General features: G+C 38.8%; 26 protein-coding genes. 4 read left to right on the forward strand and 22 right to left on the reverse strand.

Annotated elements, in window-relative coordinates; translation table 11 throughout:
- Positions 1–726: 726 nt before the first annotated feature.
- Together ACESPQ_RS09700 and ACESPQ_RS09705 are read left to right on the forward strand one after the other, a co-directional pair.
- A complete protein-coding gene (locus ACESPQ_RS09700; RefSeq protein WP_373144306.1) occupies positions 727–1,179 on the forward strand; it encodes a hypothetical protein in 453 nt (150 codons plus the stop codon).
- On the forward strand, positions 1,121–1,279 hold the full coding sequence (locus tag ACESPQ_RS09705; RefSeq protein WP_373144299.1) for a transposase: 159 nt from the start codon (positions 1,121–1,123) through the stop codon (positions 1,277–1,279). The genes ACESPQ_RS09700 and ACESPQ_RS09705 overlap by 59 nt, the downstream gene beginning before the upstream one ends.
- 340 nt (positions 1,280–1,619) lie before the next feature.
- Here ACESPQ_RS09705 and rfbG read toward each other — a convergent pair whose 3' ends face one another.
- From rfbG to ACESPQ_RS09745, 8 genes are all read right to left on the reverse strand, one after another.
- Positions 1,620–2,678: a CDP-glucose 4,6-dehydratase gene (gene rfbG / locus ACESPQ_RS09710; protein ID WP_002610267.1), complete on the reverse strand. Its 1,059-nt coding sequence runs from the start codon at positions 2,676–2,678 to the stop codon at positions 1,620–1,622.
- 2 nt (positions 2,679–2,680) lie between these two features.
- The gene (gene rfbF, locus ACESPQ_RS09715) at positions 2,681–3,460 is read right to left on the reverse strand and encodes a glucose-1-phosphate cytidylyltransferase (protein WP_002610265.1); all 780 of its coding nucleotides are present in this window, start codon (positions 3,458–3,460) and stop codon (positions 2,681–2,683) included.
- Entirely contained in the window at positions 3,460–4,488 is a 1,029-nt protein-coding gene (locus ACESPQ_RS09720) for a glycosyltransferase family 2 protein (RefSeq protein WP_373144300.1), read from the reverse strand. The genes rfbF and ACESPQ_RS09720 overlap by 1 nt, the downstream gene beginning before the upstream one ends.
- Positions 4,458–5,837, reverse strand: a complete 1,380-nt coding sequence (locus ACESPQ_RS09725; RefSeq protein ID WP_002610262.1) for a hypothetical protein — start codon at positions 5,835–5,837, stop codon at positions 4,458–4,460. Before ACESPQ_RS09725 ends, ACESPQ_RS09720 begins: the two co-directional genes overlap by 31 nt.
- A 2-nt stretch (positions 5,838–5,839) precedes the next feature.
- On the reverse strand, positions 5,840–6,925 hold the full coding sequence (locus tag ACESPQ_RS09730; RefSeq protein WP_002610260.1) for a glycosyltransferase: 1,086 nt from the start codon (positions 6,923–6,925) through the stop codon (positions 5,840–5,842).
- A gap of 33 nt (positions 6,926–6,958) precedes the next feature.
- Positions 6,959–8,065: a glycosyltransferase gene (locus tag ACESPQ_RS09735; RefSeq protein ID WP_109770699.1), complete on the reverse strand. Its 1,107-nt coding sequence runs from the start codon at positions 8,063–8,065 to the stop codon at positions 6,959–6,961.
- 552 nt (positions 8,066–8,617) lie between these two features.
- Entirely contained in the window at positions 8,618–8,812 is a 195-nt protein-coding gene (locus tag ACESPQ_RS09740; protein ID WP_081616021.1) for a 4Fe-4S dicluster domain-containing protein, read from the reverse strand.
- Between the two features lie 47 nt (positions 8,813–8,859).
- A complete protein-coding gene (locus ACESPQ_RS09745; RefSeq protein WP_109770700.1) occupies positions 8,860–9,123 on the reverse strand; it encodes a hypothetical protein in 264 nt (87 codons plus the stop codon).
- A gap of 314 nt (positions 9,124–9,437) precedes the next feature.
- On the opposite strand from ACESPQ_RS09745, the gene ACESPQ_RS09750 reads away from it, so the two are divergent.
- On the forward strand, positions 9,438–9,665 hold the full coding sequence (locus ACESPQ_RS09750) for a hypothetical protein (protein WP_258291386.1): 228 nt from the start codon (positions 9,438–9,440) through the stop codon (positions 9,663–9,665).
- An 851-nt stretch (positions 9,666–10,516) separates the two neighbouring features.
- Here the strand turns inward: ACESPQ_RS09750 and ACESPQ_RS09755 are convergent.
- From ACESPQ_RS09755 to hrcA, 12 genes are all read right to left on the reverse strand, one after another.
- Positions 10,517–11,959 carry an LCP family protein gene (locus ACESPQ_RS09755; protein ID WP_373144301.1) on the reverse strand — a complete coding sequence of 481 codons (1,443 nt, stop codon included), beginning with the start codon at positions 11,957–11,959 and terminating at the stop codon, positions 10,517–10,519.
- Positions 11,946–12,548: a recombinase family protein gene (locus tag ACESPQ_RS09760; protein WP_257335271.1), complete on the reverse strand. Its 603-nt coding sequence runs from the start codon at positions 12,546–12,548 to the stop codon at positions 11,946–11,948. Before ACESPQ_RS09760 ends, ACESPQ_RS09755 begins: the two co-directional genes overlap by 14 nt.
- A 42-nt stretch (positions 12,549–12,590) precedes the next feature.
- Positions 12,591–13,307, reverse strand: a complete 717-nt coding sequence (locus ACESPQ_RS09765; protein ID WP_009271028.1) for a CpsD/CapB family tyrosine-protein kinase — start codon at positions 13,305–13,307, stop codon at positions 12,591–12,593.
- 4 nt (positions 13,308–13,311) lie between these two features.
- Positions 13,312–14,094 carry a tyrosine-protein phosphatase gene (locus ACESPQ_RS09770; RefSeq protein ID WP_009271029.1) on the reverse strand — a complete coding sequence of 261 codons (783 nt, stop codon included), beginning with the start codon at positions 14,092–14,094 and terminating at the stop codon, positions 13,312–13,314.
- 3 nt (positions 14,095–14,097) lie between these two features.
- On the reverse strand, positions 14,098–14,799 hold the full coding sequence (locus ACESPQ_RS09775; RefSeq protein WP_002610217.1) for a YveK family protein: 702 nt from the start codon (positions 14,797–14,799) through the stop codon (positions 14,098–14,100).
- Between the two features lie 137 nt (positions 14,800–14,936).
- Positions 14,937–15,467: an antiterminator LoaP gene (gene loaP, locus ACESPQ_RS09780; RefSeq protein WP_257379577.1), complete on the reverse strand. Its 531-nt coding sequence runs from the start codon at positions 15,465–15,467 to the stop codon at positions 14,937–14,939.
- Entirely contained in the window at positions 15,464–16,801 is a 1,338-nt protein-coding gene (locus tag ACESPQ_RS09785; RefSeq protein ID WP_224727407.1) for an exopolysaccharide biosynthesis polyprenyl glycosylphosphotransferase, read from the reverse strand. Before ACESPQ_RS09785 ends, loaP begins: the two co-directional genes overlap by 4 nt.
- Positions 16,802–17,252: 451 nt before the next feature.
- Positions 17,253–18,368 carry a molecular chaperone DnaJ gene (gene dnaJ / locus ACESPQ_RS09790; protein ID WP_002610208.1) on the reverse strand — a complete coding sequence of 372 codons (1,116 nt, stop codon included), beginning with the start codon at positions 18,366–18,368 and terminating at the stop codon, positions 17,253–17,255.
- 13 nt (positions 18,369–18,381) lie between these two features.
- Positions 18,382–19,548, reverse strand: coding sequence for a polysaccharide deacetylase family protein (locus tag ACESPQ_RS09795; RefSeq protein WP_373144302.1), 1,167 nt, complete (start codon positions 19,546–19,548; stop codon positions 18,382–18,384).
- Positions 19,549–19,630: 82 nt separating this feature from the next.
- The gene (gene dnaK / locus ACESPQ_RS09800) at positions 19,631–21,445 is read right to left on the reverse strand and encodes a molecular chaperone DnaK (RefSeq protein ID WP_373144303.1); all 1,815 of its coding nucleotides are present in this window, start codon (positions 21,443–21,445) and stop codon (positions 19,631–19,633) included.
- 20 nt (positions 21,446–21,465) lie between these two features.
- Positions 21,466–22,086: a nucleotide exchange factor GrpE gene (gene grpE, locus ACESPQ_RS09805; protein WP_009271033.1), complete on the reverse strand. Its 621-nt coding sequence runs from the start codon at positions 22,084–22,086 to the stop codon at positions 21,466–21,468.
- A 10-nt stretch (positions 22,087–22,096) separates the two neighbouring features.
- Entirely contained in the window at positions 22,097–23,113 is a 1,017-nt protein-coding gene (hrcA, locus tag ACESPQ_RS09810) for a heat-inducible transcriptional repressor HrcA (protein ID WP_044908191.1), read from the reverse strand.
- A 277-nt stretch (positions 23,114–23,390) separates the two neighbouring features.
- Here hrcA and pgeF point away from each other — a divergent pair, with 277 nt between their 5' ends.
- On the forward strand, positions 23,391–24,152 hold the full coding sequence (pgeF, locus tag ACESPQ_RS09815; protein ID WP_002610199.1) for a peptidoglycan editing factor PgeF: 762 nt from the start codon (positions 23,391–23,393) through the stop codon (positions 24,150–24,152).
- Positions 24,153–24,244: 92 nt separating this feature from the next.
- Here pgeF and spo0A read toward each other — a convergent pair whose 3' ends face one another.
- On the reverse strand, positions 24,245–25,024 hold the full coding sequence (spo0A, locus tag ACESPQ_RS09820) for a sporulation transcription factor Spo0A (protein WP_002610197.1): 780 nt from the start codon (positions 25,022–25,024) through the stop codon (positions 24,245–24,247).
- A 102-nt stretch (positions 25,025–25,126) separates the two neighbouring features.
- Positions 25,127–25,936, reverse strand: coding sequence for a MerR family transcriptional regulator (locus ACESPQ_RS09825; protein ID WP_002610195.1), 810 nt, complete (start codon positions 25,934–25,936; stop codon positions 25,127–25,129).
- Between the last annotated feature and the right edge of the window lie 70 nt (positions 25,937–26,006).

Below are 26,006 nucleotides of genomic sequence, written 5' to 3' on the forward strand. Positions count from 1 at the left end.
GAGCACAAATTTTTATGAAACACCAGCACCATTACAATGCGTTATAATATAGTTAGAGAAGAAATATACTATAGAGCACGTGGAGGTGAGTGATGTTTTCTGTTTTTTAGTTTAACTCGTATTCTTATCTGTGCAGTCATCTGTCCATGCACAAACTTTTGTTCCCTTTGAGGACATACACTTACCAATAAAGTAATCTTGTTATTTGAATCGATATATTTGAGAACACAGATGGCAGTCAATGCTTTTTCTTTCTTTCAAAGGAGGCGGTTTTCATGAGCAGAGTGATGTACCCCATTGCTTGTGGTATTGATGTCACAAAAAGAAATTAGCTTGCACAATCATCATCGCTGAAAGTATGCAGGTGGAACCTGTTTACCATCACCGCAAATTCTCTACTCACAATTATGACCTTGTTAAACTCGTTGACTGGCTTGATCATTATGACTGCCACTGCGTCTGTATGGAATCTACAGGCAAGTATTGAATTCCTGTATTTAACTACCTTGAAGATCGTGATTTTGATATTGTTATCACTCATCCAAAGTATGTTAAATCACCGAAAGGTAAAAAAACTGATTTCTTAGATTCTATTCATATCGCAGAATTATTTCAAATGGGCGAAGTACAACCTTCTTACATGCCCAATTAAGAGTTTCGTCAACTTCATGACTATCTCGTTATCGTTATAAAATTACAAACTTTATATCTTCAGAAAAGAACCGTGTGCAGAATTGTCAAACTGTTTCCAATATTTCTTTGGCATTCGTTGTTTCTGATCCTTTTGGTGTCAGTGCTTCTGCCGTGTTTTCTGAACTTCTCACTTCCAGTGATGTCGATGAAGTCCATATCAGATCTTTACTCCGTGGTTCCTTGAAAAAGAAAAGTGAGGAAATTCTCAACTCCATCAGAGGTTTTCACCTTGATGATGATCAGTCATACAAAACCCTATTATCACTTGGTCACATGCAGTTTCTTGAAGATATGAAGTCCGCACTTTCTATTGAAATAGATAAAAGAACTTCGAAATACCATGTGTATATTGATTTTGCAACTCAATTGCCTGGTATTGGTCACCTTTCTGCGACAACGCTGGTTTCAGAAACCGGTGTTGATATGAGTGTTTTTTTTCGACGTAGAACATTTTACTTCTTGGATTGGTCTTACCCCGACAAATAATGCGAGTGCCGATAAAAAGAAATCTGTCTGTATCTCTCATGCTGGAACATACTTACCAATGCTTATCCAATGTGCACTTGCCGCACTTAAAGATAAGTAATATCCTTACTTCAAGATCAAATATAATAAAATCAAAAAGCGCAGGGGTCATAAACGTGCGGACATCGCTGCTACCAGATTGATGGCAGTCTGCCTTTTTCATATGTTCAAATACTTGAAGGATTTCCATCCATCCGATTATGAGGAACTGATGTACCCTAATCCCCCTAAGCCTCGTAAGCAGGATATTTAATATGCTTTAGAGCTTTTACAATCTATAGGAGAATATAAAATTACTCCTATTTTAGCCGCAAGCTAATAATTCTGTCATTTTCGAGCTAAATATAGTTCGCTTTTGTGTTCTTTTTAAGTTGCCCTTTTCTTATTTTATTGCTTCACACTTAAATACCTTCCTTTAAAAATTCATTAATTTCTTTATCCATACATGCTCGAACATCTTCATTATTAATCCAACATTTAGACCACTCACATACTTTTTCGATAGCCGTATCTAGGTTCCAATGTGGTTTCCAATTGAATGTCGCTTTTAATTTTGAACAATCTAATTTTAGAAAATCAGCTTCATGAGGACCGCCGTCATATTGATTGATCCATTTCATGTTATCTCCCCATTTTGAAACAAAAACATCCACAATTGCTCCAGTTTGATAGCAATCAATATCATCTGGCCCTACATTGTAATATCCAGCATATTTGTTATCTTCATATTGCATAGCTGCTATCATTAAATATGCATATAATGGTTCTAATACATGTTGATATGGTCGAGTTGAGAATGGATTTCTAACTACGATATCATCATTCTTAATTGCAGCTCTAACGCAGTCAGGAATAATTCTGTCATTAGCGAAATCACCACCACCAATAACATTACCTGCCCTAGCTGTACTCACTGCAATTCCCATCTCATTAAAAAAAGAATTGATGTATGAATGAGTAACTAATTCAGAACAAGACTTAGAATTAGAATATGGATCGTATCCATCTAATTCTTCATTTTCTCTATATCCCCAATTCCATTCTTTATTTAAATACACTTTATCAGTAGTCACATTTAGGAATGATTTTACAGTTTTAGATTTTCTGACACACTCGCAAATATTGACTGTCCCCATAACATTGGTTTCATATGTATATCTTGGATCATTATAAGAATCTCTTACAATAGGTTGAGCAGCTAAATGAAGAACAATTTCAGGTTGAGCTTCATCAAACACACTTTTAAGAGAATCTAAATATCTTATATCACCTATTACTGAATGAATATCATCTTCAATTTTAGCAATTTCAAATAATGATGGAGAAGTTGGAGGATTTAGAGAATAACCCGTAACTTCTGCTCCAACATTAGTTAAAATTTTACATAACCAAGATCCTTTAAATCCTGTATGTCCAGTAATAAATACTTTTTTTCCTTTATAAAAATTAATATCGAACATGCCTAATCCTCCCATGTTTTCCAAGGTGCTTTACCTGAACTCCATAATTTTTCTAACTGCTGCTTTTCTCTAAGAGTATCCATACATTGCCAATAACCAATATGTGTTCTTGCAATTAACTCATTATTCGCAACCAAGCTATTTAATGGTTCTTGTTCAAAAACAGTATTATCCCCTTCAATTCTTTTGAAAATATCAGGATTCATAACCATAAATCCAATATTGATTAAATCTCCATCCAGATCAGACTTCTCTCTAAATGCATTTACTTTCCCATCTTTAGCTATATCAAGAACCCCTTTATTTTGACCGAAGTTGTATACAGATATTGTTCCAATTTTGCCATGTGCTTTATGGAATTTAATTAAATCGTTAATATCTACATTTCCAACAGCATCTCCATAAGTCATTATAAATGATTCATTTCCAATATAATCCTGTATTTTTTTAATTCTACCACCTGTCATTGTATTTAATCCAGTGTCTACTACTGTTACTTTCCAAGCTTCTGCATGCTTATTATGGACAATCATTTCATTTCCTTTGGTGAAATCAAAAGTAATATCTGATGTATGTAAAAAATAATCTGCAAACCACTCTTTAATAACATGCTGTTTATAACCGGCACAAATCACAAACTCATTGAATCCTTGTTCAGAAAACCCTTTCATAATATGCCATAAAATAGGCATTCCACCAATTTCAATCATGGGCTTTGGCTTGAACGCTGATTCTTCTGAAATTCTTGTTCCATATCCACCCGCTAAAATTACTACTTTCATTATAATATGTCCTCCTTAGACACAATTTTTTCTGCATCCAAATTTCTTAAATAATAGTTAATCATTTGTTTGCTTTTAAATAATAAAAACTTTATTCTTGAATACTTTGTATTAAAATCAAACATTCCTTTATCTCTAATAAGTTCTTTTGTTTCATCTATGTTTCGTTTATAGTTAAACCAATATATTTCATTATAAAAATATTTGTTAAACTGTAATTCCGATTCTTTCAATAAATATTGATTATATTCATAAAAATCTAACTGAGTAAATTTATTTTTTGTAACTCCAGATTCTAATCTATATACTGCCGTTCTATTTTTCATTATGTATACGTTGAATTTTTTTGAAAATTCATATAAAAACACAAAATCCCACGCTTTACCGAATACTTCTTTAATTTCTCCATATTCTTGCAAGCTATCATGTAAAAAACAAATACCGCATGTAGGAGCTAGAAAACAATCTCGCCATGACAATAGAGCATCCTTATAATCTACTTTTGTTAAATATTTTTTATACACTTTTCTTACACAAAATAATAAGCTTAGAGTATTTTTTAAAGCTTTTTTTAAAGATGAATATGATTGTGATAATACATAGCGTGATGGTATAAAACAATCAGCATCTAAGTTATTTTTCTTAGCATATTCAATAGATTTCATCAATTCTTTAAGATGATTTTTTAATAGATAATCATCATCATGTAAAAATAAAACATACTTACCTTTTGCTAAGTTAATACATTGGTTACAATTACCTAACATTCCAACATTTACTTCATTAGAAAAAAAGTAAACATTGTTGTTATCAATATACTGCTCACAAAGTTCCTTCATCTCATCTTGTGGATCATTATTAACCACTATTACTTCATACGAATATTTCTCAATATCATCTTGCATCAACACACTATCTATAGCTTGTTTTAAATATTGATTTCTCTTATATGTTGGAATGCAAATTGAAAATTCTACTTCACTTCTTTTTCCGCTGATTAATGACTTTGAACTTGTTTTTTTGCACATAACATATCCCCCCTATAAGCAAAAATAAATATTAAAGTTGTTTGTACTATTGTAGATATAAACACGTCGTACATTATCCCAAACACTAATAAGCCTATGCCTAATAAAATTAAAGACATATCTTTTGATTTTATTAACTGAATATACAAATACAAATAAACTAACATACCTATAATCCCATTACCTAGTAAAATAGATGCAAAATCACACTCTATTGCCCAAGCACTAGTCAACATTGTTCGATTGAAATCAAAAAAAGATGCTATGTATTGGCTGTGGTTAAAAACTAACCCTTCCGTTCTAATTCCAACACCTATTAATCTTTCAATTATGTTCAAATCAAAAAACCACGAATAAATAGATAAGAACGGATAACTCATATGTCTACCAGTTCCATAAATATCAGCATCACTATTAAATATAGTAAGAATTCTCCCGAATAATAAATTGATATAATTTTGTACAGAAGGACTATTGTTATACACAACTATCACAGGAAAAAGTAGAATAACAACACCGATAAATGATCTAATAATAACCTTTTGCTTGATTCCATGTCTGTGCTTAACTAAGTATAAAAATAATTCTATACACATTAGCATTGCAATTGAAAACATCCCTACTCTAGATACCGCAAAAATCGTACTTGCAAAATATAATATTTTATATACTTTATTCTTATCAAAACAATAACCAATAAGCATTAGTATTGATAAGAATGCAGCATCACTATTCAATCCAGTTATTCTTAAAAAAATCTGAGTACCAGTGTTTCCATACGCGACTCCATAACTACCAAATATATGTGAAAACATTTGATTAATTAGAATATCTGTTATATTAATACTAATTGTGTTCCATAGCACAAATTGAATGAGAACGTAGATGGCATGAAATCTACATATCTTTATCATTATACTTTTAAATGATGAAAACAAAGCCTTCTTATTACTATATGAAAAAACGAAGAAGGCTATTGGGAAATATATAAATAAATATTGAACCGCATTATTAACTAATCGATCTTCCCATTCTAAAAAAGATATATAATCTCTAAAAGCTAACGATAAGATTGATCCTATTATCTGAATCATGTATAAAACTATAAAAGCTTTAATATATCTGTTACCTTGTATTTTCCCCTTTTTTACATGAAAAATATGATATAAACCATATAACTCTAAAGGTAATAGACCTATTTTATTAAGAGAAATACCAAACACTTGTAGACCAAGCATACTTGAACAAAACAAAGCAAAAGCAATACATAAACTTAGTATAAATGGAGTACTCATACTTAAATTAGATTTATAATTATTTAATTTTAAACTAGACTTTTTTATTTTCATAATTATATCCCTTCACATTGATTGTTATACACTTTGAATAAAAGTGCTTTATGTAAACTTAAATCATATCTAGAATAATCAAAATCAATTTTTCTTTCAGTACTTTTACATTTAATTTTATCTACCCATACTTTCGCAGGTTCATTTAAACTAACTACTTTAACATTTTTTGATAAAATTGCCTCTTCCGGTATTACACTTGAGCAAATACATGGTAAACCATTAATCTGCGCTTCAACAATCGTGATACCTAACCCCTCAAATAATGAAGGAAATACGAAATAATCCATTACATTGTAGTACAATTCAGGTCTAGAATTTGGAGATAAAAAAATCACATTTTCACTTAACTTATAATCATCGCATTGTTTTTTTATCGTACCAAGCATTTCACCATCTCCACATAATAAAAGCTTAGCATTACTATTTTTTTTACAATATTCTTGAAAAATATCAATTATAAACTTATGGTTTTTTTGATCTGTAAAACGTCCAATATGCCCTAATACAAAATCAGTACTTTTTATACCAAGTTCTTTACGGGTTATATCTCTTGTTGATCTTCTAAATTTGAATTGTTCAATATTTATAGCATTTGGTAATACTTGTGACTTCTTCGTAGTTTTACCAAAATAATCAGATACCTTCTCCGAACAAAACAAATTACAAGTCGAATACCTATCGCATAAATTGTTGCATACCGAATATACAATTTGTTTTAGGTGCTTGCCGTTAAAAACATTATGATAATGATTAATTCTGATTTTGATCCCATATTTTCTTGATAAATACAGAATATAAAAATTCATATAACTCATATTTGAATGGACAACATCGTAGTTACCATTTTTTAATATTTTTCTTATTTCAAAAATATTCTTGAGTAAATTTTTCCTTTTATGAGTCACAAACTTGATATTGAATCCAATATTTGAGAAACGTTGTATATCTTTTTCTACGGATATTTCACGTTGTGCAACTATATCAAAAACATATTCGTCTTTATCATAATTATTTAAATAATTAAACAATACTTGTTCTACACCTCCATAGCTCAAGCCGTTAACTACTAAACATACTCTTTTCACTATTAATACCTCCAAATAATGTTTTACTTTAGATTAATCAAGAAGTGCATTAATGAGTTTGTCTGTTTCTAATGCAACTCTTTTTACATCATATTTTTCAAACACATCTTTATATCCCTTTTTGATAATTTTTTTCCTAAATTCATCATTATTTCTTATTTTTGATATAGCATTTGCAGCTTCTTCCTGATTATCCACACTAACCAAAAGACCATTTTGCTCATTTTGAATTAAATAAGATAATGCATCAACATTCGTAGCAACTATTGGCTTTTTGCAAATCATATACTCTGGGATTGCTAGTCCAAATCCTTCCCATCTGCTTAGTAAACAAGCAACATCAAATGTTCCTACATAATCTATCGGGTTGTCAACCCAGCCAGTTATTTTCAATTTGACGTTATTTTCTTTTGCGATTTTTTCAATTTCTTTTCTTTCTTCGTAAGAACCTTCCAATACATCTCCAACTATTAAAAAATATGCATCACTTATAAATTTTGATATTCCTACAAAAATATCAGGTGCCTTTTGTTTGCAAATTCTGCCTACCATACCAATTACGTATGCATCTTCAGGTATACCAAGCTCTTTTCTACTTTTTTCAGGCACTATATTTGTTTCTATTCCATTATAAATTATATGTAATTTATTTATATTTGAAATATTGTTATCTAACGCAGATTTCTTTTCTGCTTCTGATATGCAGACAATTGCATCGCAATACTTTGCCATTAGTCTTTCTAACGCCACATAAATCCAACTTTTTTTACTTTTAATGTTAAACGACCATCCATGAGGATTATATATGACTTTACATTTTACACCCAAGCAAGCAATTCTAGTTATAGCGCCCGCAATACTTGAATGTGCATAAACAACATCTGGGTCATATTTTTTTATAATACTACGTATTTTTTTTGATGATAATATAGTTTTTATTCCAATATCATGAGGTATATTCAATTGTTCAATATGATTGGATATATCTTTATATTCGCTAGCATTATAAAGATGAGATAAAACAACAATAGTTTCATATTTATTACGTTCCGTATATTTTAATAAACTGTGGAGATATTTATCCACACCTCCAATACATTCAGCAACATGTAAAATTTTAATTTTACTTTGTTTTGTCATATACACTCTCACCCTCTTCTTATAAATGTTTTTTAGGTCCACAAGCTAATCAGAAAATCATCTCTAATACTGCTTTTTTACCCAATTGTTTCAAATTGTTTCTTAATCTGTGACAAATTCTTACATGCAAAAAAGCCCGTATTTAAGGCGTTTATTCCTAGCTTGCAAAAATTATAACTAGAATTCCATAAATCGTTACTACAATCCCTTTTCGAAATAGCTTTGGCAACCAACACATAATTGAAGGACCTTCAGCATGATAATGTACAATATCATATCTTCCAAAAGATGCAAAGATTTAAGCAAAAACAGATGACGTTATAGCTGCAAAACCTTTTATTGTAGGTACTGATTTAAAAAGAACTTGCTTATATTTCCTATCATTTTTTCCTTTACCCACTTTTTTGTTTTTGGGATTATAGCAAGTTACATCATTTCCTAAAGCAACCATCCGAACGGCAAGTTCTACTACAACTACTTCGATTTCACCTTTTTTTTTACAAATATAGTATAAAAACTATTGATTTTTAGCAGTGTTTGCTAGAATTGTTATTATGTTTTAAGTGGACAAACCTTAATACATTTTAGACACCTTATACATTTTTTTTCATCGATAATAGGGTATTGAAAACCTTCGTTATCCGATTTCATTTGTATAGCTTTAACCGGACAACATGCATAACAAGCACTACATCCACAGCAATCTTTTTTTTGTTCATATAATATTGGCATATTTATTTTATTCATTTTTTATCCTTTCATAATTTTCTCAATAAAATTTGGCAGATAAGACTTTAATTTACTTTTAAAAGATATTTTTTTGTATATACTTCTACGTATCCATCAGTATTCAAGGATGAATAGAATGTATTTCTTATTTCAGGTCGCTTTACTGCTGAAGTAAGGGTTTTATTATATTTTTTTATAATTGCTAAATCTAAATTTATAATCTCAAAATAATATTTAGTTTTAGAAGACAGATTTTCTCCCTTACTCGTATTGAAAATAACATATAATACGCCTTTATTATCCATAAAATCTGGGTACGCAATTTCCACTCCATTAAACTCCCACAGTAAAATCTGATTTATGATACCTAATTTGAATAAACATCTATAACAGCATTCTTTATAATTACACCCCCTTAAAAAAATCAGAATAAAAAGGGTCTGTTCTTACATAGCAATCATGATTATTAAATCTGAAAGTATAAGACATATGTCTTCTATAATATCATCCAAATTTTTTTACACAAAACGTATAAGAACCCCAATGTCATTATTCAGGTAAGTCCTTTTTGATACGTGTGAAAGATATACACTCGATTTCCAGTTTTTTATGAAATTACAATCAGCCAGATGAAGAATTTGATTTGGATTTACATATTACATTGACAAGAAAACAGACCAAAGATATAAAATCTCAACAAGAGAAATATCGTTTCTTATCTACTACATCTACATTTGATTTTATTGATGAACATAATCCTGAGTATGAACTTCATTTCCGTGTAGTTCGCTTTAAACTGGATGGTAGTGAAGAATATGAATCGATTATCACAAATTTAAACCGGGTTGAATTTAGTAAGGATGAAATATAAGAAATATACAATACTCGATGGTTTAAAGAATTATCGTTCCGTGACCTTAAATATTCAGCGGATCTGTTGCTGTTCATGCAAAAAAACGAGAAAGCATCCAACAGGAGATTTAGGCAAGGATGATACTATATAATATATCTTTTATTATGGCTCATCATATAGTAAATAAAAAGCCAAAGGAAAAGGGTAAGAAAAAAAGTATTCTTATGCGATAAACAAAAAAATGGCGATACATCATTGTCGCTATTTTATCCAGCATCATAAAAGAAAAGGCGGTCACCCGCCTGATCTTGAAACTCTCATTTCACAAGATATCTTACCAATCCACCCAAATCGAAAATGTAAGAGGCATGTGAAATCACAAGCGCAAATATGTTTCAACTACCGCCTTTCTTAACACGATATAATTAAAACTCAAAAGTTTATAAATTGCTTGAAAAATCTTCTTTTTGTCATGCATTTTTTCAGAATACTCTTAATCCTATCAGGATAAGATTATATAAAATCGCATCCTGTTAGTTTTCATCTTCTTAACTTAATGACATTGGATATCATTATCCCTTTTTTATCATAATAATAAATCGCTTTTAAATATTTATGCCGTAAAAATGTTTGTACTTTACAGAAAAACTCTATAGTTTCGATATTCATAGTAAATTCCCTTCTTTTGCATAAATAAACATAGAATTAACATTTATATACGCATCTCATATTTTTTGCCTTAGGATTAGAATTAATCACCTTATTATTTCAGTTAAACTTCCAATAAGAAACAGATATAATTTCCTAATAATCACTTCATGAAAATATGATTGAACTCCCGTGATATAGTCCTCGAAATAATTTCATGTTCATAATATGTTCTTCAATATCTTCTTTATATTTACGATTGCGTTTTCCTTAGGATGCATAACATACAACGGCTGACTACCAAACGAATACGTAGGCAACATATCTCCTGTGCCATCTGCACTGATACTTGTGACCTTCCATGTAGCCATATCATCAATTTGCATCTGTATGAGTGCAGTGATTTCATCCGTTGTCATATTGGTCTGAAACATTCCCTGTACTGCATTCATGATGCTTTCATAATTCTTGATGACATTTGACTTTGTGAATTTCTTCAACATCGCTTCAATTACCTGCTGCTGGTTCTCTCCACGATGACGATCTCCACTTTCATAAGCATACCGCTCTCTCGCAAAAGCTAATGCACAAGCACCATCTACATGTTGATTTCCTTTAACATAGCTGCAATTCTTATTTGTATATGCAGTTAATTCTTTATCAGAATAAATATCTATTCCATCCAATGCATCCACCATGGTCGTCAGCGTATCGAAATTCAGTCGCACATTGTAATTAATCTTAATATCAAACAGCTTACTCAATGTTGCCTGTGATGTTTCCACGCCATAGAGTCCAGCATGTGTCAATTTATCCATCGCACCTGTTTCACAACTGCCATTCGGGCACTGTAAGGGTACATAATAATCACGTGGTATGAATACCAGTAACAACTCTTTCTTTTGCGGATTCACTGCCGCCAGCATATTGACATCACTTCGACTCGTTTTAGATATCGAACCATTCGTATCGATTCCTGAGATATACACGATGAATGGATCCTTTGTGATGTTGTTCGCTTTTAAGTTTTTCAAAACTTCCTTACGATCCAGCGTATAGATAACTCTGGTTTCCTTCTCAAAGCTGCCATCGATGATGTTGAATGCATCCCGCATCCCTTCATTCATGATAATGGCATCCGTATTGCCATCCAGCAATCCCTGCATCTCATCCTTGAATTCCTTATACTCGATTTTGGATATCTCATTTGAAAATTGAGAGCCTAGGCGGTTCAACATAAAGTCCGTATTCTCACGATCAATTGTTTTTAATATACCAAACTGTTTTCCATCCAAATCTTTAACATCCTTATAGCTGCTGTCTTTTTTTACAAGCACAGAAATCTCTGTCGTCTTAATATCGCCGTTACTGACAGCCTTCACTGTTTCCTGTGCCTTATTTATAACCTTAACGTTCATAAACAGGATACATATACAAAGGACTATTGAAAATACACATCCCAGAATCTTGGTAATTTTGTTAGCCTTTTTTCCAAGGATACAATAGATAACTGCACCGACAATCAATAAGATAACAACAAGAATCGGTATATAATATTTCAATGGCAAAATATGGAACCTGTACAGACTCCATAACAAATATGCCGCGGCCAGAACCATCACGATCCAGTATACATGCTTTCCATACTTTTTAATATTTTCCATCTTTTCTCAGACTCCTCTCCAGCTCCTGCTGCTTCCAGGAATCCTTCAGATCCTTGACAAATTTAAAATAGGTAGAACGCTTGAAACCTAACTTCTCCCGATAATCCTCATGCTTCATTTCTTTTCGCATGATTTTTTTGATATTAACTTCAAAATCAGCAGGCAGCGTTATTTTAGGTCGACCGTAATCACCCTCCCCGTTTCGCTTTTTCTCCAGAGCTCTCTGGATTCCCTCCATTTGCTTATCATATATCTGCTTGCGCTGTGTATCTCTGACAAAATCAATCAGAGTCAGCATCTGTTCAGTATTCAAATCTGAATCATCCAAAAGCTTTATCGTTATATCCTTATTCTTTATATATGTTAGATGGACAAAGAGTGTATTTCCATCCGCTGCGATTGACGAAAGCTTATAAACATAAAGTTCATCCTTCATTTCCAGATTAGCAATCAATTGATTCCATGCATCGTACCTATTGTTATCTATGTAAATAGAAGTTTCCTGTATATTCAAATCTGAATGTAATACAATCGTGTGTATGGCTTCGCATTCAGCCTCCGTTGTAGCGTATGCATAGAAATACTTCATCGACTCACCTCATCCCGATCACATGTTTCATTCTTCCATCACTTAGCTATAATTTCCATAATAGCTGTAATAAGACTTCGATGTGATATCAACCTTCGTCAACACACACCCCAATACATTCGCACCATTTCTCTGCAGCATCGTCAACGCATTTTTTGCCTCCTGCTTTGCTGTATCCATTGCGGATACCACAAACAGTGTTCCATCTACAATACTCGAAACCGGAATTGCATCCGCTACCGCATTCAATGGCGGACAGTCGATGATGATGTAGTCAAACATCTCTCGAAATTTTTCAATCAGCTCCTTGAAGCGGTCGCTCGCCAGCATCTCCTGCGGATTCGGGACAGATTTTCCACTGGTGAGCACATACAGCTTGCCGTCCGTACTGTTATCCTTGAACTTCTGAAAATAACCTCCGATCTCCAGGTCGATCTCTGACTTCTCTTTCATCAGATTACTGATCCCCAGCTTATTCGAAACCTTGAAGATCTTATGCTGTACGGGCTTTCGAAGATCACAGTCAATCAACAGGACCTTCTCGTACTTTGCAATCGCCACCGTTGCCAGGTTGCTTGCGACCGAGCTTTTTCCCTCTGCTGGATTCGAGCTGGTCACACAAATCACTTGGATATCCTTATTGAAGGATGAATATTCTATATTCGTCCGCAGCTGACGATATACCTCCATATTGTCAAACTGACTCTTTTTTGTATGCTTTTTCGGATCACTCCGCTTTGGTGCTATCTTTCGTTCCATTTCATCATCTCCTCCTCATTCGCTGTAGCCAGGATCTTTTCCTTACCGCCATACGTTCCACATCCTCGTCTTGAAGGACATGCTGTGGATTGATGGTACAGAGCAGCTCTGCGCTCGCCGTATCAGTTACCTTTACGATTTCCTGATATACATCGCTCAGCCTGCAGATACGATTTCCACCGGTACGATGTGCATCACTCGCAACGATATGCACCAGTCCTTCCTCCAACAGCCGTCTGGCATTCTTCTGAATCTGCGAACCATGCATTCCCAATAGACTCGTCCGATTCATCTGAATCACATATCCGTTGTTTATCCATTCCTTTACTCGATTTACATCGATATCCTTATGAAAGTACCGCTCCGCATGCGCTATCATGGGAGTCAGTCCTCTGATCGACAATTCATACAGCTGCTCATCCGCATAGCTGTTCTTTTCGATATCCTTGCGGACATCAAACTCACACAGCAGATAGCGGCTCTCATTGATCGTGTTATAATATTTCCCATCGACCATATCCAGATAATCATCATTCAGAAACATCTCACAGCCACTGTAAATCGTGACGCCATATTCCTTGCCAAGCTCCCTCAGCTCCCGGATCCGCTGATCCATCTCTCTTACATCCGCTTCCTTTTGAGCTCCTGGTATGAAATGCGGTGTTGCCGCCAGCTTTACGATTCCATCCACCCTGGCCTGCTGTAACGCCTGTTGTGCTTCTGCACGGCTATCGATACCATCATCGATATCCCATGCCATATGGCAATGCAGATCAATGAAGCTCATTCGCTAATCCTCCAGAAACGGAATCTCTGCCAGTACCGGTATCTCCAAATACGATTCCGCATCTTCCTTCGTATGTAGCCTCTTATCCAGTAGGAACTGTACAGTCACAAAGCCACAGGACACCATGATTCCAAGCAGCGCTCCGATCAAGAGGTTCATCTTTAAGCTCGGCGATACCGGTGTCTCATTCACCTGCGGCGCATCCAGGATCGTCATATTCTTGATATCCAGCTTGTCCTTCATGCTCTCAAAAAACAGATTCACCGTCGTATTCACGATATCCTTCGACATCTTCGCATCCTTCGTCCTAGCACTCACCGTGATGATCTCACTGTCTGCTTCATTGCTGACGCTCAAGGAATTCTTTACCAATGCCTCATTCTCCAGCTTCAGCTTCTCCGCGACATCCTCCAGCAGGCTGTTCCCCTGCAGCATCAGGACATAGTTGTTCACCATCTTGGAATTGGCGGTCAGTGTATTGTAATCGATCATTCCACTTTCCGTGATATTCGGCTTCAGATAGATCCTTGCCATGCTTTCATATTTCTTTGGTATCAGAAACTTCGTCACCAATAAGGATATGATGATCGCGATCACCGTCACTGCGATGATAAAGGACATCTTTTTCTTCAACTGCCGAAACAGTCTTCCCAGATCGATTTCTATTTCTTCATTCTGTTCTATGCTCTTCTGTAAATCTTCCACTAATTTCTCTCCTTTGCTTTCTTCTTTTGAGGCGAGAATCTTACTACATAAAAAGGATACACTCTCCCCTTCCCCCACCTGCAGTGTTGAATGGTTGGCTGTATCCTGAACCTCTCCATAAAGTGCCTCAACAACTATTACTTCTGAGATTCGATCTTTTTCACTATTTCCAGAGAAACGTCCACCTGCATCTCCCGATCGTTCATTCGGACATTCAGGATGGCACGACGTTTATGTCTGTCGATTCGTATAATATTGCTTTCATAGCCCTTTAACGGACCTTCGGTGATGATGACCTCTCCATCCAGGATCTCACCCTTTGATATTCGGACATTGTGTTCCTCATCCATAAGGCCTTCCAGATACGCTCTTTCTTCCGTGCTCAATGCACTGACGTCATCCTCATACCTCAGTTCCTTCAAGATACCGCGGATCTGTGAACGGTATCGAAGCAGCGCCTGCTGGAACCCGTTCGGATTCAGCTCTGTTTCCACAAACACATACGAAGGAAACAACGGTTTCTTCACAATCACTCGCTTCCCCTGTATGCGGTGCACCACTTCCTTTAAAGGAGTGAATGCTTTTATACCATCCTGTTGACTCAAAAGCTCCAATATCCTTTTTTCTCTGCCACCCATCACATACAGCACGTACCACGGCTTCATCATCTTGCCCCATCCCCGTGAAACACGGTCTTGATCGTCTTGACGAGGATCGTCATATCCAGCTTCAGGCTCCAGTTTTTGTAGTAATACTCATCCATCTTCAACCGGTCCGAAAAGCTGATATCGCTTCGTCCGTGTGTCTGCCACATGCCGGTCAGTCCGGGCTTGCAGCCGATCACATAGTCATAATAGATTCCCATATCTTTACGTTCCCCAGGCAGGTACGGCCTTGGTCCTGTCAGGCTCATATCGCCCTTCAGCACATTCAGGAACTGCGGGAATTCATCCAGACTCTTCCGTCGCAGAAATTCTCCGGCCCTTGTGATTCTGGGATCCTTCTTCAGCTTCTTATTCGTCTCGTACTCTTCCCTGATCACGGGATCCTTTTCCATAAGCTCCTGCAGTATGCGCTCCGCATCGGGTATCATCGTCCTGTATTTATACAAAACGAATTTCTTTCCGCCCTTCCCGATTCGCACCTGTTTGAAAAATATGGGATCATGATCATGATTTTTGCTGTTTGATCTCCACACATAGATCGTCAAGGGGATCAGCAGGATACAGCCGGCTATACCGCCGAGAATATCGATGGTCCGCTTGACCACTTTATTGAAGGTCGATATCTTTCCCTTTGCTGTAGATACGAGCAGCTGACCGTCAAAATCCTCGACCCTAGTATCGAAGGTCAAAATCTTGACGGACGGCATATAGCGAATCTTTTCGACTGTCCTAAGCTTCAGCAGGATATCATCGAACTGTGCATTAGTAAGATTCGTTGAGGCGATGACTGCGGAATTTATCTGCAGTCTGGAAACGGCCTGTTCCAGCTCACCCAACGCAAACACATCCTGTTTGATATCCTTCAACACATGACCATCCTGTGTATCTATGTAGCCCTTTACCTTCATCAGCGCAAACCGGTTTTTCTCACAGACCTCTGCAAATGCAAGAGCCTGCCTTCCTGCACCGATGATCAGTACATTGTCCGCACAGCTGTTTCGAAACCAGATGCGCAGATAACGCTGTAATAGGATACTGAAGCAGAGCATGATGCATGAGATCACTGCATTCAGCAAAGCACAATGAGCATTGAAATCCTGCATGGGGTCAAGCAGGATACTGACGATAAAAAAACAGATATGACTTTTTACAAGCAGCTCTATCTCTTCCCAGATCAGCAGCGTCTTCGTCCGATAATGACCAAACAGATACTGAATGACAAAATACAAGGCACAGATGCGCACTGTATAATCACCTGTAAAATCAAAAAGAAAAGAAAGATTGCAAACAACGATTTCCTCCAGCAAACATGCTGTTATTCCTATTTTTTCCCTCATGTACTTACATTCATTAATGAATTCACTACCCTCCCTTTTATAAAATGGAATTTTAAATCTCAAAACGTATACCTTTAAAGATATACTAAATAAAACGAGAATAGTGTTATAAAGTATATTTATATAGACTGAAAAACGTAAAAAAACAGATGATTTCATATGAAATCACCTGTTTCATTAATTATAAGTATATAGACAGAAAGGTATACCTTTATAATCATAAAGGGTATGCAAATGCTTAATTCATTCCATTCTACACGTAGCTATTCTACTACAATAGGTCATTACAATCAATGATTTCATGCAAAAAAAGTCCGAATTATTAGAATTTTATTTATTTTACAAAGAAATCATTTATCTCAAAACTGTCACGCTCAAAAATGTTAACGATTACAAAACAAATAAAAAAGCGACAGCATTACTGAAATCAGTAACAACTGCCGCAATATTCTTATTTAAAAGCCTTCTTAAATTTATCAAACGGAGACTCATGAGATTTCTTATTGCGAATTTTCTCATACAGCTCCTTTTCGTCGCGTGTAATCTTGGTCGGTACCTCCACCTTGACCTCGACATACTGATCACCCTGATTGCCGCGAGAAGAAGCAGACTTGACACCCTTTCCCTTCAACCGGAACTGCTGTCCGAACTGCGTACCTGCCGGAATCGTCAGCTCCACATCACCGTAAACAGTCGGAACATCCACCTTGCAGCCCAAAATTGCATCCACAGCACTAATCGGTACCGTGATACGGATATCATTGCCATCGCGTACAAATTGCTTGTGACGGCTTACCAGAATCTCGATATACAGATCGCCGTTCGGCCCGCCATTCACACCGCGCTCTCCCTTATTCGGTACACGCACCTGCTGACCGGACTGAATGCCTGCCGGAATCTTGATATCCAGCTTCACACGCTTATGCTCATAGCCCTTGCCATGGCACTTCGGACACTTGTTCACAATCGTCTTACCCGTTCCGTTACAATCCGGACACACCGACTGACTCTGGAACACACCAAACGGCGTTCTCTGCTGAGTCGTTACTGTACCGGTACCATTACAATGCGGACAGGACTTAATATCGGACTTACTCTTCGCGCCGCTTCCCATACATTCATCGCACTGCTCATCCACCTCAATCGTAACTGTTTCCGTTTTTCCGAATATAGCATCCATGAACTCGATGCGCATCTGCATGAAGCGGTCATTCCCCTTACGCGGTCCGTTGCTTGCGCGACGACTTCCACCACCGCCAAAGCCTCCGCCGAAAAAGGAACCGAAGATATCTCCGAAGTCCTCAAAACCGCCAAAGCCTCCGGCACCGCCGCCAAAATTGGCACCATCCATACCTGCATGACCAAACTGATCATACGTTGCCTTCTTCTGCGGATCACTCAGTACCTCATATGCTTCGTTTACTTCCTTGAACGACTCTTCAGCCCCCGGATCCTTATTGACATCCGGGTGATATTTTTTCGCCATCTTCCGATAGGCTCTTTTTATTTCATCATCGCTGGCACCCTTGCTGAGTCCCAGGACCTCATAATAATCTCGTTTGCTCATGTGGATCACCCTCCTAACTTTCCAGACTGTATATGAACTGCTGTATGTCTGCATCTCCGAAAATACGCACTCTCGGCAGCTGCAGCTTATCCATACCGGGTTCTATTTTACCATAATTTGTCGTAAAAGCCATATGCACACCTGCATCTTTCATAATCTGCAGTGCACTGTCTGTAACATCACCATACGGATAACAATACACATTACCTCCGCCGATGATGGAAAACGACTTTTCTGTGTCCGCAACACCCTCATCATGTGCCACACAGCGCAATGCACCGCCATGACCGCCTTCACAGCCGCCGGTATGCATGTCATAGGAATGCGACTGCAACTCCATGCCGTTTTGCTTCATTTCCTGAAAGCTTTGTGGCAGCTTATCATCATCCAGATGATTCCCGATCAGAAAGAGCGTTGCACTATTACCATATTTCTTCAGCAGCGGATATGCATATTTATATATGGAAGCTGTCCCATCATCAATCGTAATGGAAACACTGTTCTTCGGCAGTTGTACCTTTCCATCCAGAAAATTCTCCACGTCCTGCATGCGCAGCGTCACATAGTTATGCTCCTTCAAATACTTCAGCTGTGCTTCAAAATCATTGACCTCCAGCCAGTTTCCGTTTTTCGAGACCTCACCGTTTTCTCTGGAATAGAAATAGTGATACATGAAAACCGGAATCTGTTTTGCGACCGGCTCACTGGTATTGTCAGCCTGCTTTGTAGCTGCTATTGCGGATTTTGGAATATACACAAGGGTATTCCCCATCTGTACACCATAGCGTTTCTCATCCTTAACATAAATAGGATAAGATGCTTTCCGTGTTACCTCCACCAGCTTATCTCCTGCATCATTCTGAATGATATAGCTGTCTTTTGTCACAATATTCTCATTAAACGGCAGATACACACTAGCCTTTTTGACATTGTTTTCTTCTGTTTGTTCGGGTACCACATGATCAGCCAGGATGTAGCAGTCATCCGTTTGCAGCCTGAAATACTTTTCCTTCATGTTCTGTGCGCTTTGCTTGTCAAGCTTCAGCATTGTCCCCTTAAAGATACGGCCAATCTCTTTGTATTCTCCATCCTTCTTCTCAAACAGCGGTGTTTCCTTATCCACACGCACCGTCTGTGCATAATATGAGGAAACATCAACAGCAGTCTTTTGTCTCTGCATGGGATACATCCAATAGATGACCAGCATCACACAACATACAAAACCTAGCGCAAGCACTAGGAATTGTAGTCGTTTCGTTTTCTTACTTCTTTTCTTCAAATTCAGCGTCTACAACGTTGTCATCGTTGTTTGCGTTGTTTGCACCTGCTCCTGCATTCGGATCCGCACTCTGCTGCTGATACATCTGAGCACTAGCCGCCTGTGCAGCCTTTTCCAGTGCCTCCAGTTTTTCCTTTACAGCATCCATGTCATTTTCATCCAGAGATTTCTGTAAATCGTCGCGCAGCTTCTGTGTTTCTTCCTTCTGCTTTGCATCAATCTTGTCACCGCTATCTGCCAGCATGGAATCAATCTGAGCAATGAAGCCCTCTGCACGGTTGCGCAGATCAATTTCTTCCTTGCGTTTTTCATCCTCAGCCTTGTGTTCCTCAGCCTCACGAACCATACGATCGATTTCCTCATCGCTCAGTCCGCTCGTATTCTGAATCGTGATGGACTGTTCCTTACCGGTACCCTTATCCTTTGCAGATACATGTACGATACCGTTTACGTCAATATCAAAGGTAACTTCAATCTGTGGCACACCACGGCGAGCCGGAGCGATACCATCCAGCTTGAACATACCGAGCTCCTTATTGTCATTTGCCATCGGGCGCTCACCCTGCAGAACACGGATATCAACCGCAGGCTGGTTATCCGCAGCAGTTGAGAATACCTGAGATTTGCTTGTTGGAATCGTTGTGTTACGTGGAATCAGCACGGTCATGACACCACCCATTGTCTCAATACCGAGGCTCAATGGTGTAACATCCAGCAGCAGAACATCCTTTACATCACCGGCGATAACACCACCCTGAATAGCAGCACCCATAGCAACTACTTCATCCGGGTTTACGGATTTGTTAGGTTCCTTGCCCAGAACGCTCTTAACAGCTTCCTGTACAGCAGGGATACGGGTAGATCCACCTACCAGCAGTACCTGGTGGATATCGTTTTTCGTCAGTCCGGCATCGCGCAGTGCGTTTCTTACCGGCTCCATCGTACGATCAACCAGAGATTTTGTCATTTCATCGAATTTTGCACGTGATAATGTAGCCTCGAAGTGCAGAGGTCCATCCGCACCTGCAGAGATAAACGGCAGAGAAATCTGGGTCTGTACAACTCCACTCAGATCCTTCTTCGCTTTTTCTCCAGCCTCTTTCAGACGCTGCATAGCCATAGTATCCTTACGTAGGTCAACACCGTTTTCCTTCTTGAAGGTATCTACCATCCAGTCAACAACAACGTTATCGAAGTCATCTCCACCCAGACGGGTATCTCCGTTTGTAGACAATACCTCAAAGGTTCCATCCGCAAGCTCCAGAATAGAAACGTCGAAGGTACCTCCACCTAAGTCATATACCAGAACCTTCTGTTCTTTTTCAGTTTTATCAATACCGTAAGCCAGAGCTGCAGCTGTCGGCTCATTGATGATACGCTCTACTTCCAGACCGGCGATTTTCCCTGCATCCTTGGTAGCCTGACGCTGGGAATCGTTGAAGTATGCAGGTACGGTGATAACTGCTTTTTCAATCTTTTCTCCAAGATAATCCTCGGCATAGGATTTCAGATACTGCAGGATCATCGCACTGACTTCCTGCGGCGTATACTGCTTACCTTCCAGTTCAACCTTTTCATTTGTACCCATCAGACGCTTGATTGAGCTGATAGTGTTTTTGTTTGTAACAACCTGACGCTTTGCGGCATCACCGACGATACGTTCACCGTTCTTGTATGCGACTACAGATGGTGTTGTACGATTTCCTTCCGGATTTGTGATGACCTTGCATTCACCACCGTCCATAACGGACACACAGCTGTTTGTTGTACCTAAGTCAATACCAATAATTTTACTCATAATCGTTATCCTCCTTTTATCTATTCGCTAACCTTTACAAGTGTTGCACGTAATACACGATCCTTCAGCATATATCCCTTTTGCAGGACCTCAATGACCATACCGCTTTCCACGCCATCCTTGGCCTCCTGCATCAGGGCCTGATGGAAGTTTGGATCAAACGGCTTGTCCAGCGCTTCGATTTCCTTTACACCCTCCTGATTCAGGATGTGTACCAGCTGCTGGTAAATCATCTCAAAGCCCTTGGCGTAGTTTTTGACATTCTGATCATCGACCTTAACATCCAGCGCACGCTCCAGGTTATCCAGAACCGGCAGGATTTCCATCGCAAAGCTTTGAATGCGGTACTTGCGCACATTGTCGCTTTCACTCTGCAGACGCTTCTTCAGATTTTCTGTATCTGCATACGCCTTGAAGTAGGCATTCTTGTTTGCTGCCGCCTCTTCCTTCAGCTTTACGATTTCTTCTTCCAGTTCCTCGATTTTTTTCTTCTTACCGAATTTTGCGGATTTCTTATCTTCCTTTTCCGCTTCCTTCGCATCCTTTTTCTCTGCCTTGGCAGCATCCTGCTCTGTCTTTGCTTCTTCGCTTTGCCCGGCAGCCTTTGCTTCCTCGTTTACAACTTCTTTTTCTTCCTGCATGATGACCTCCTTATCGATTTTCACTTCTGTATAAATCTTCGATTACTTTGCTCATATATTCCATAAGGGCAACGACACGGCTGTACTGCATGCGGGTAGGTCCCACGATCATCAGTTCCCCTTCTTCATCCTCGTTCAGCTTGAACTTGCTGGATACCACTGCAACATTATTGACCTGAATCAATTCATTGTCACCGCCGATTTCAATGGCGACATCACCCTCGTGATTGGCCAGCTGGCGAAACAGACTGCTGTCCTCCAGCATCTTCATAAGCTCCTTCAGCTTTTCGATATCTGCGAATTCCGGCTGATACAGCATATTGCTCTGTCCGCTGCAGTATACATGGTCGGTTGCAAACCGCATGAATGCATTAACGAAGGCTTCAAACAGCACCTCGTGACGGGCAATATGGCTGGCCAGCAGCGGCTCAATCTGCTGCATGCGCTCCACCACCTCATTGATCGGTGTGCCGCTCAGCTTGTCATTGAGCAGATTACAGCAGGTTTTGATATCCTCAACGCTCACGGCTGTATGGAAGTGAAATGTCTTATTTTCCGTATGCCCGTGATCGGTGATGAAGACTGCAACCGCACTGGTGTCACTGAGTGGAAACAGCTGTATGTGCTGCAGTGTCTGGTAACGGCTTTCCGGCCCCAGCACCACGGAAGTCAGCGAGGTCATCTGAGATAGAATATCACAGCTTTTCTTAACGATTTCATCCATTGAATAATGACGCTCCTGAAATACAGCCTGCAGAGAATGCTTGACTCCATCATCCAGTTCACGCTCCATCAGATTTTCAACATAGAACCGATAACCGCGACTGCTTGGTATACGACCGCTGGAGGTATGTGTTTTCTCCAGCAGACCCAAATCCTCCAGTGCAGCCATCTCATTGCGAATGGTGGCACTGGAACAGTTGAAATCCAGCAGGTCCATCAGTTTCTTGGAACCGACAGGCTCGGCAGTCCGGGTGAACTCATCTACTATCGTTTTAAAGATCGCCGTCTGGCGTTTTGTAAGCATATGGTTCACTCCTTTCTAGCACTCAACCTCTATGTCTGCTAATAGTATATTCCAATATTTTAGCACTGTCAACACTTTAGTGCTAAAATCCATAAAAATTGTTATCATTTCTGGAAATATTAGGAAAGTGCTCTGTTTTGCCCAGCGTTGGAAAAATGCATATATTCACGCAAATGGATTGCCAAGAGCCGCAGCTTGCTATATACTTTTCCCAGGGCAAACCCGGATACTCACACATATACTATAAATATATAAGAAAGAAAGAAGGAATGATCATATGAATTATATACAATGGAACTACGAGGATGATTTGCTTGCAGGTACGACGCTGCGCGACCCATCCCTGCCGGAAAACAACAATATGGCACTGCACGCCTGTTTACGGAAAGAGGATGTTTTAAATAATCGTGATACTCTGTCAAAAGCACTCCATATAGCATCGTCACAGTGGACCTTCGCTATGCAGACGCACTCCGATCATATTCATGAGGTAACCGCCGCAGATGCCGGCAGAGGCTATCGTGTTTATGAGGAGGGGATTGCGGACTGTGATGCCCTTTACACAAAGGAAAGAAACATCGCAATCGGTGTCTTTCATGCAGATTGCGTGCCGGTACTTCTATATGACCCCTTTACCGGTATCATTGCCGCTATTCACAGTGGCTGGCAGGGAACCGTGCAGGAAATTACACGCAAAACCGTGACCCTGCTCATGCAGAAGGAGCATGTCGATCCTGCTCACCTGATGGCTTATATCGGTCCGGCTATCGCATATCGCAGCTTTGAAATCCAGCAGGATGTCATTGACCGCATCCGGGCAATGAGCTTTGATACCCGTGACTATCTGACAATGCTGCCAAACGGCAGGGCAATCGCAGACAACAAAGGGCTGAATATGCAGATGCTGCTGAATCTCGGTGTTGAACGCGATCATATCACAGTGAATCCAAACGATACCTTTCTGAAAAACGATGCTTTTTTCAGCTATCGAAGAGAGCCTGCATGCGGAAGACACCTCAGCTTCATTCTACGCAAATAATCCAAATAAAAAGGCGGAGTATTCTGATCCTGTTTCATTTGAACAGTTGATCATTCCGCCCTTTTTTATTTCCGGATGCATTATGTGCATGTTCAGACACGTGTTTCCTCCATATGAATTTTGTCAGACAGCATTGCAATGAATTCGGAATTTGTAGGTTTGCTTCGTTCCATGGAAATCGTATAGCCGAAAATCTTATGTATCACATGTGCATTTCCGCGATTCCAGGCCACTTCGATTGCATGCCGTATACCACGCTCCACTCGGGAGGGTGTTGTCTGAAACTCCAGCGCAATCTTCGGATATAATGTTTTGGTAACCTTACCAAGCAGATCCATATCACGGTAGGTCTGCATAATTGCACAGCGTAGATACTGATACCCTTTCAGGTTTGCAGGAACTCCAAGCTCGTGCAGCAGCTCGGTGATCGTTCCCTCCAGATGCTGGTTCTGACTGCGTCCCAGCTTTTTCTGCAGCTCCTCATTCAATGAATAATCCGGCTGATAATTCCTGATGAAATGAATCTTGCGAATCAGATCAGGAATCTCATAGGGCTTCATCATGATGTAGTCGACACAATAGCGGTTGAACTCAGAAAGAATCATTTCACTGAGATATGAGGATATGCAGATAATATGATCCACCTGCAGCCTTCTGCTGCGTATTTCCTCTAATACATAAAACCCATCTTTCTTTGGCAGGATCATGTCCAACACCAGAACATGTACATGTTTCCCCTCCAGCTGTCGGATACATTCCTCACCATCGCTTGTCATTCCGGCCAGTTCAAATTCCTCAACGGAAGAAATGGCCCTTTCTAAAGCAGATAACTGATTTCTATTCTCATCTACTAAAAAAATCAAGCTCTTCATCTTTCATTCCTCCAACTACCTAGGCAGGAACCATCATAAACCCTAAAGTATTTTTAGAGTCAAGTATTTATTAAAAATATTTAAGAAAAACATTAAATTATTTTATATCACTCTCTTGTAAGGGACCCATATCATATGGCGCATCTGATAATGATGATCCTCGCAGGCACTGTATAAGACCTGAGACAGGATATCCCCGTCAAGCACCAGGTGATGTGCCTCCATAAACTGCAGCAGCTTTTCCTTTTCCTGCAGAATCGTATGCTGGGCATCCGCTTCAAAGCAGTAGGCAAGAGCCGAACATTCGGCATACTGTCTTACCACATCATTTTTCCGAATACCGATGAAATCCCCAATCGTCTCGTACATACAAAAGCCGTAATCAAAGTGCTCCTGTCCGCTGATAAAATCCTTGGCACAGATTCGTCCACTCAGAAACTGAAGCTCGCTGCTTTTCGACCACACCCTGAGTTCCTCATTCAGGGATGCATCATCCGCTAAAATCACATCATCCTGCATATAGGAAATGCGATACAGGGCAGGTCTTGTTACAAACTGTATGGCATGCTGTGCACGTTCTGCCAGCGCAATGCATTCCAAAGAAAGATGAATGCTGTGAAGACGAAGACTCATCGACACACTTTCCTGCAGCAGCTCCTTCTCCTTTTGTTCCATCAGCTCAAGAAACATATCATTTCCCCTGCTTTCAAACAAATCCATCAGCTCATACAGCGTAAAGCCAAGCTTCTGATACTTCTGCATATTCAGAAGATGGTTGATTTGTGAAGCATCGAAATAACGGTAATTGGATACACTGTCCTTATGCGGCACGATGAGCCCTTTACGTTCGTAGTACCGCAAAGCTTCCGTGCTGAGACCCAGCAGTCTGGCAGCCTCTCCGATTTTGTACATAAAAAAAAACTCCTCCCTTTTCCATTCTTCACAAACAATACTCTTTCCAAATCTGCATACGTATGCATAT

The organism is Clostridium sp. HGF2 (assembly GCF_964240115.1).
GTDB lineage: Bacteria > Bacillota_I > Bacilli_A > Erysipelotrichales > Erysipelotrichaceae > Clostridium_AQ > Clostridium_AQ innocuum.

Coding starts and splice junctions, on each gene's coding strand:
- pgeF (WP_002610199.1), top strand. CDS start 23,391: ATGAATTATATACAATGGAACTACGAGGATGATTTGCTTGCAGGTACG.
- ACESPQ_RS09770 (WP_009271029.1), bottom strand. CDS start 14,094: ATGAGCTTCATTGATCTGCATTGCCATATGGCATGGGATATCGATGAT.
- ACESPQ_RS09755 (WP_373144301.1), bottom strand. CDS start 11,959: ATGGAAAATATTAAAAAGTATGGAAAGCATGTATACTGGATCGTGATG.
- grpE (WP_009271033.1), bottom strand. CDS start 22,086: ATGCAGGAAGAAAAAGAAGTTGTAAACGAGGAAGCAAAGGCTGCCGGG.
- ACESPQ_RS09765 (WP_009271028.1), bottom strand. CDS start 13,307: ATGGAACGAAAGATAGCACCAAAGCGGAGTGATCCGAAAAAGCATACA.
- dnaJ (WP_002610208.1), bottom strand. CDS start 18,368: ATGAGCAAACGAGATTATTATGAGGTCCTGGGACTCAGCAAGGGTGCC.
- ACESPQ_RS09760 (WP_257335271.1), bottom strand. CDS start 12,548: ATGAAGTATTTCTATGCATACGCTACAACGGAGGCTGAATGCGAAGCC.
- hrcA (WP_044908191.1), bottom strand. CDS start 23,113: ATGCTTACAAAACGCCAGACGGCGATCTTTAAAACGATAGTAGATGAG.
- loaP (WP_257379577.1), bottom strand. CDS start 15,467: ATGATGAAGCCGTGGTACGTGCTGTATGTGATGGGTGGCAGAGAAAAA.
- ACESPQ_RS09785 (WP_224727407.1), bottom strand. CDS start 16,801: ATGAGGGAAAAAATAGGAATAACAGCATGTTTGCTGGAGGAAATCGTT.
- ACESPQ_RS09735 (WP_109770699.1), bottom strand. CDS start 8,065: ATGACAAAACAAAGTAAAATTAAAATTTTACATGTTGCTGAATGTATT.
- ACESPQ_RS09725 (WP_002610262.1), bottom strand. CDS start 5,837: ATGAAAATAAAAAAGTCTAGTTTAAAATTAAATAATTATAAATCTAAT.
- ACESPQ_RS09740 (WP_081616021.1), bottom strand. CDS start 8,812: ATGAATAAAATAAATATGCCAATATTATATGAACAAAAAAAAGATTGC.
- ACESPQ_RS09825 (WP_002610195.1), bottom strand. CDS start 25,936: ATGTACAAAATCGGAGAGGCTGCCAGACTGCTGGGTCTCAGCACGGAA.
- ACESPQ_RS09795 (WP_373144302.1), bottom strand. CDS start 19,548: ATGCAGAGACAAAAGACTGCTGTTGATGTTTCCTCATATTATGCACAG.
- dnaK (WP_373144303.1), bottom strand. CDS start 21,445: ATGAGTAAAATTATTGGTATTGACTTAGGTACAACAAACAGCTGTGTG.
- ACESPQ_RS09720 (WP_373144300.1), bottom strand. CDS start 4,488: ATGTGCAAAAAAACAAGTTCAAAGTCATTAATCAGCGGAAAAAGAAGT.
- rfbG (WP_002610267.1), bottom strand. CDS start 2,678: ATGTTCGATATTAATTTTTATAAAGGAAAAAAAGTATTTATTACTGGA.
- rfbF (WP_002610265.1), bottom strand. CDS start 3,460: ATGAAAGTAGTAATTTTAGCGGGTGGATATGGAACAAGAATTTCAGAA.
- spo0A (WP_002610197.1), bottom strand. CDS start 25,024: ATGAAGAGCTTGATTTTTTTAGTAGATGAGAATAGAAATCAGTTATCT.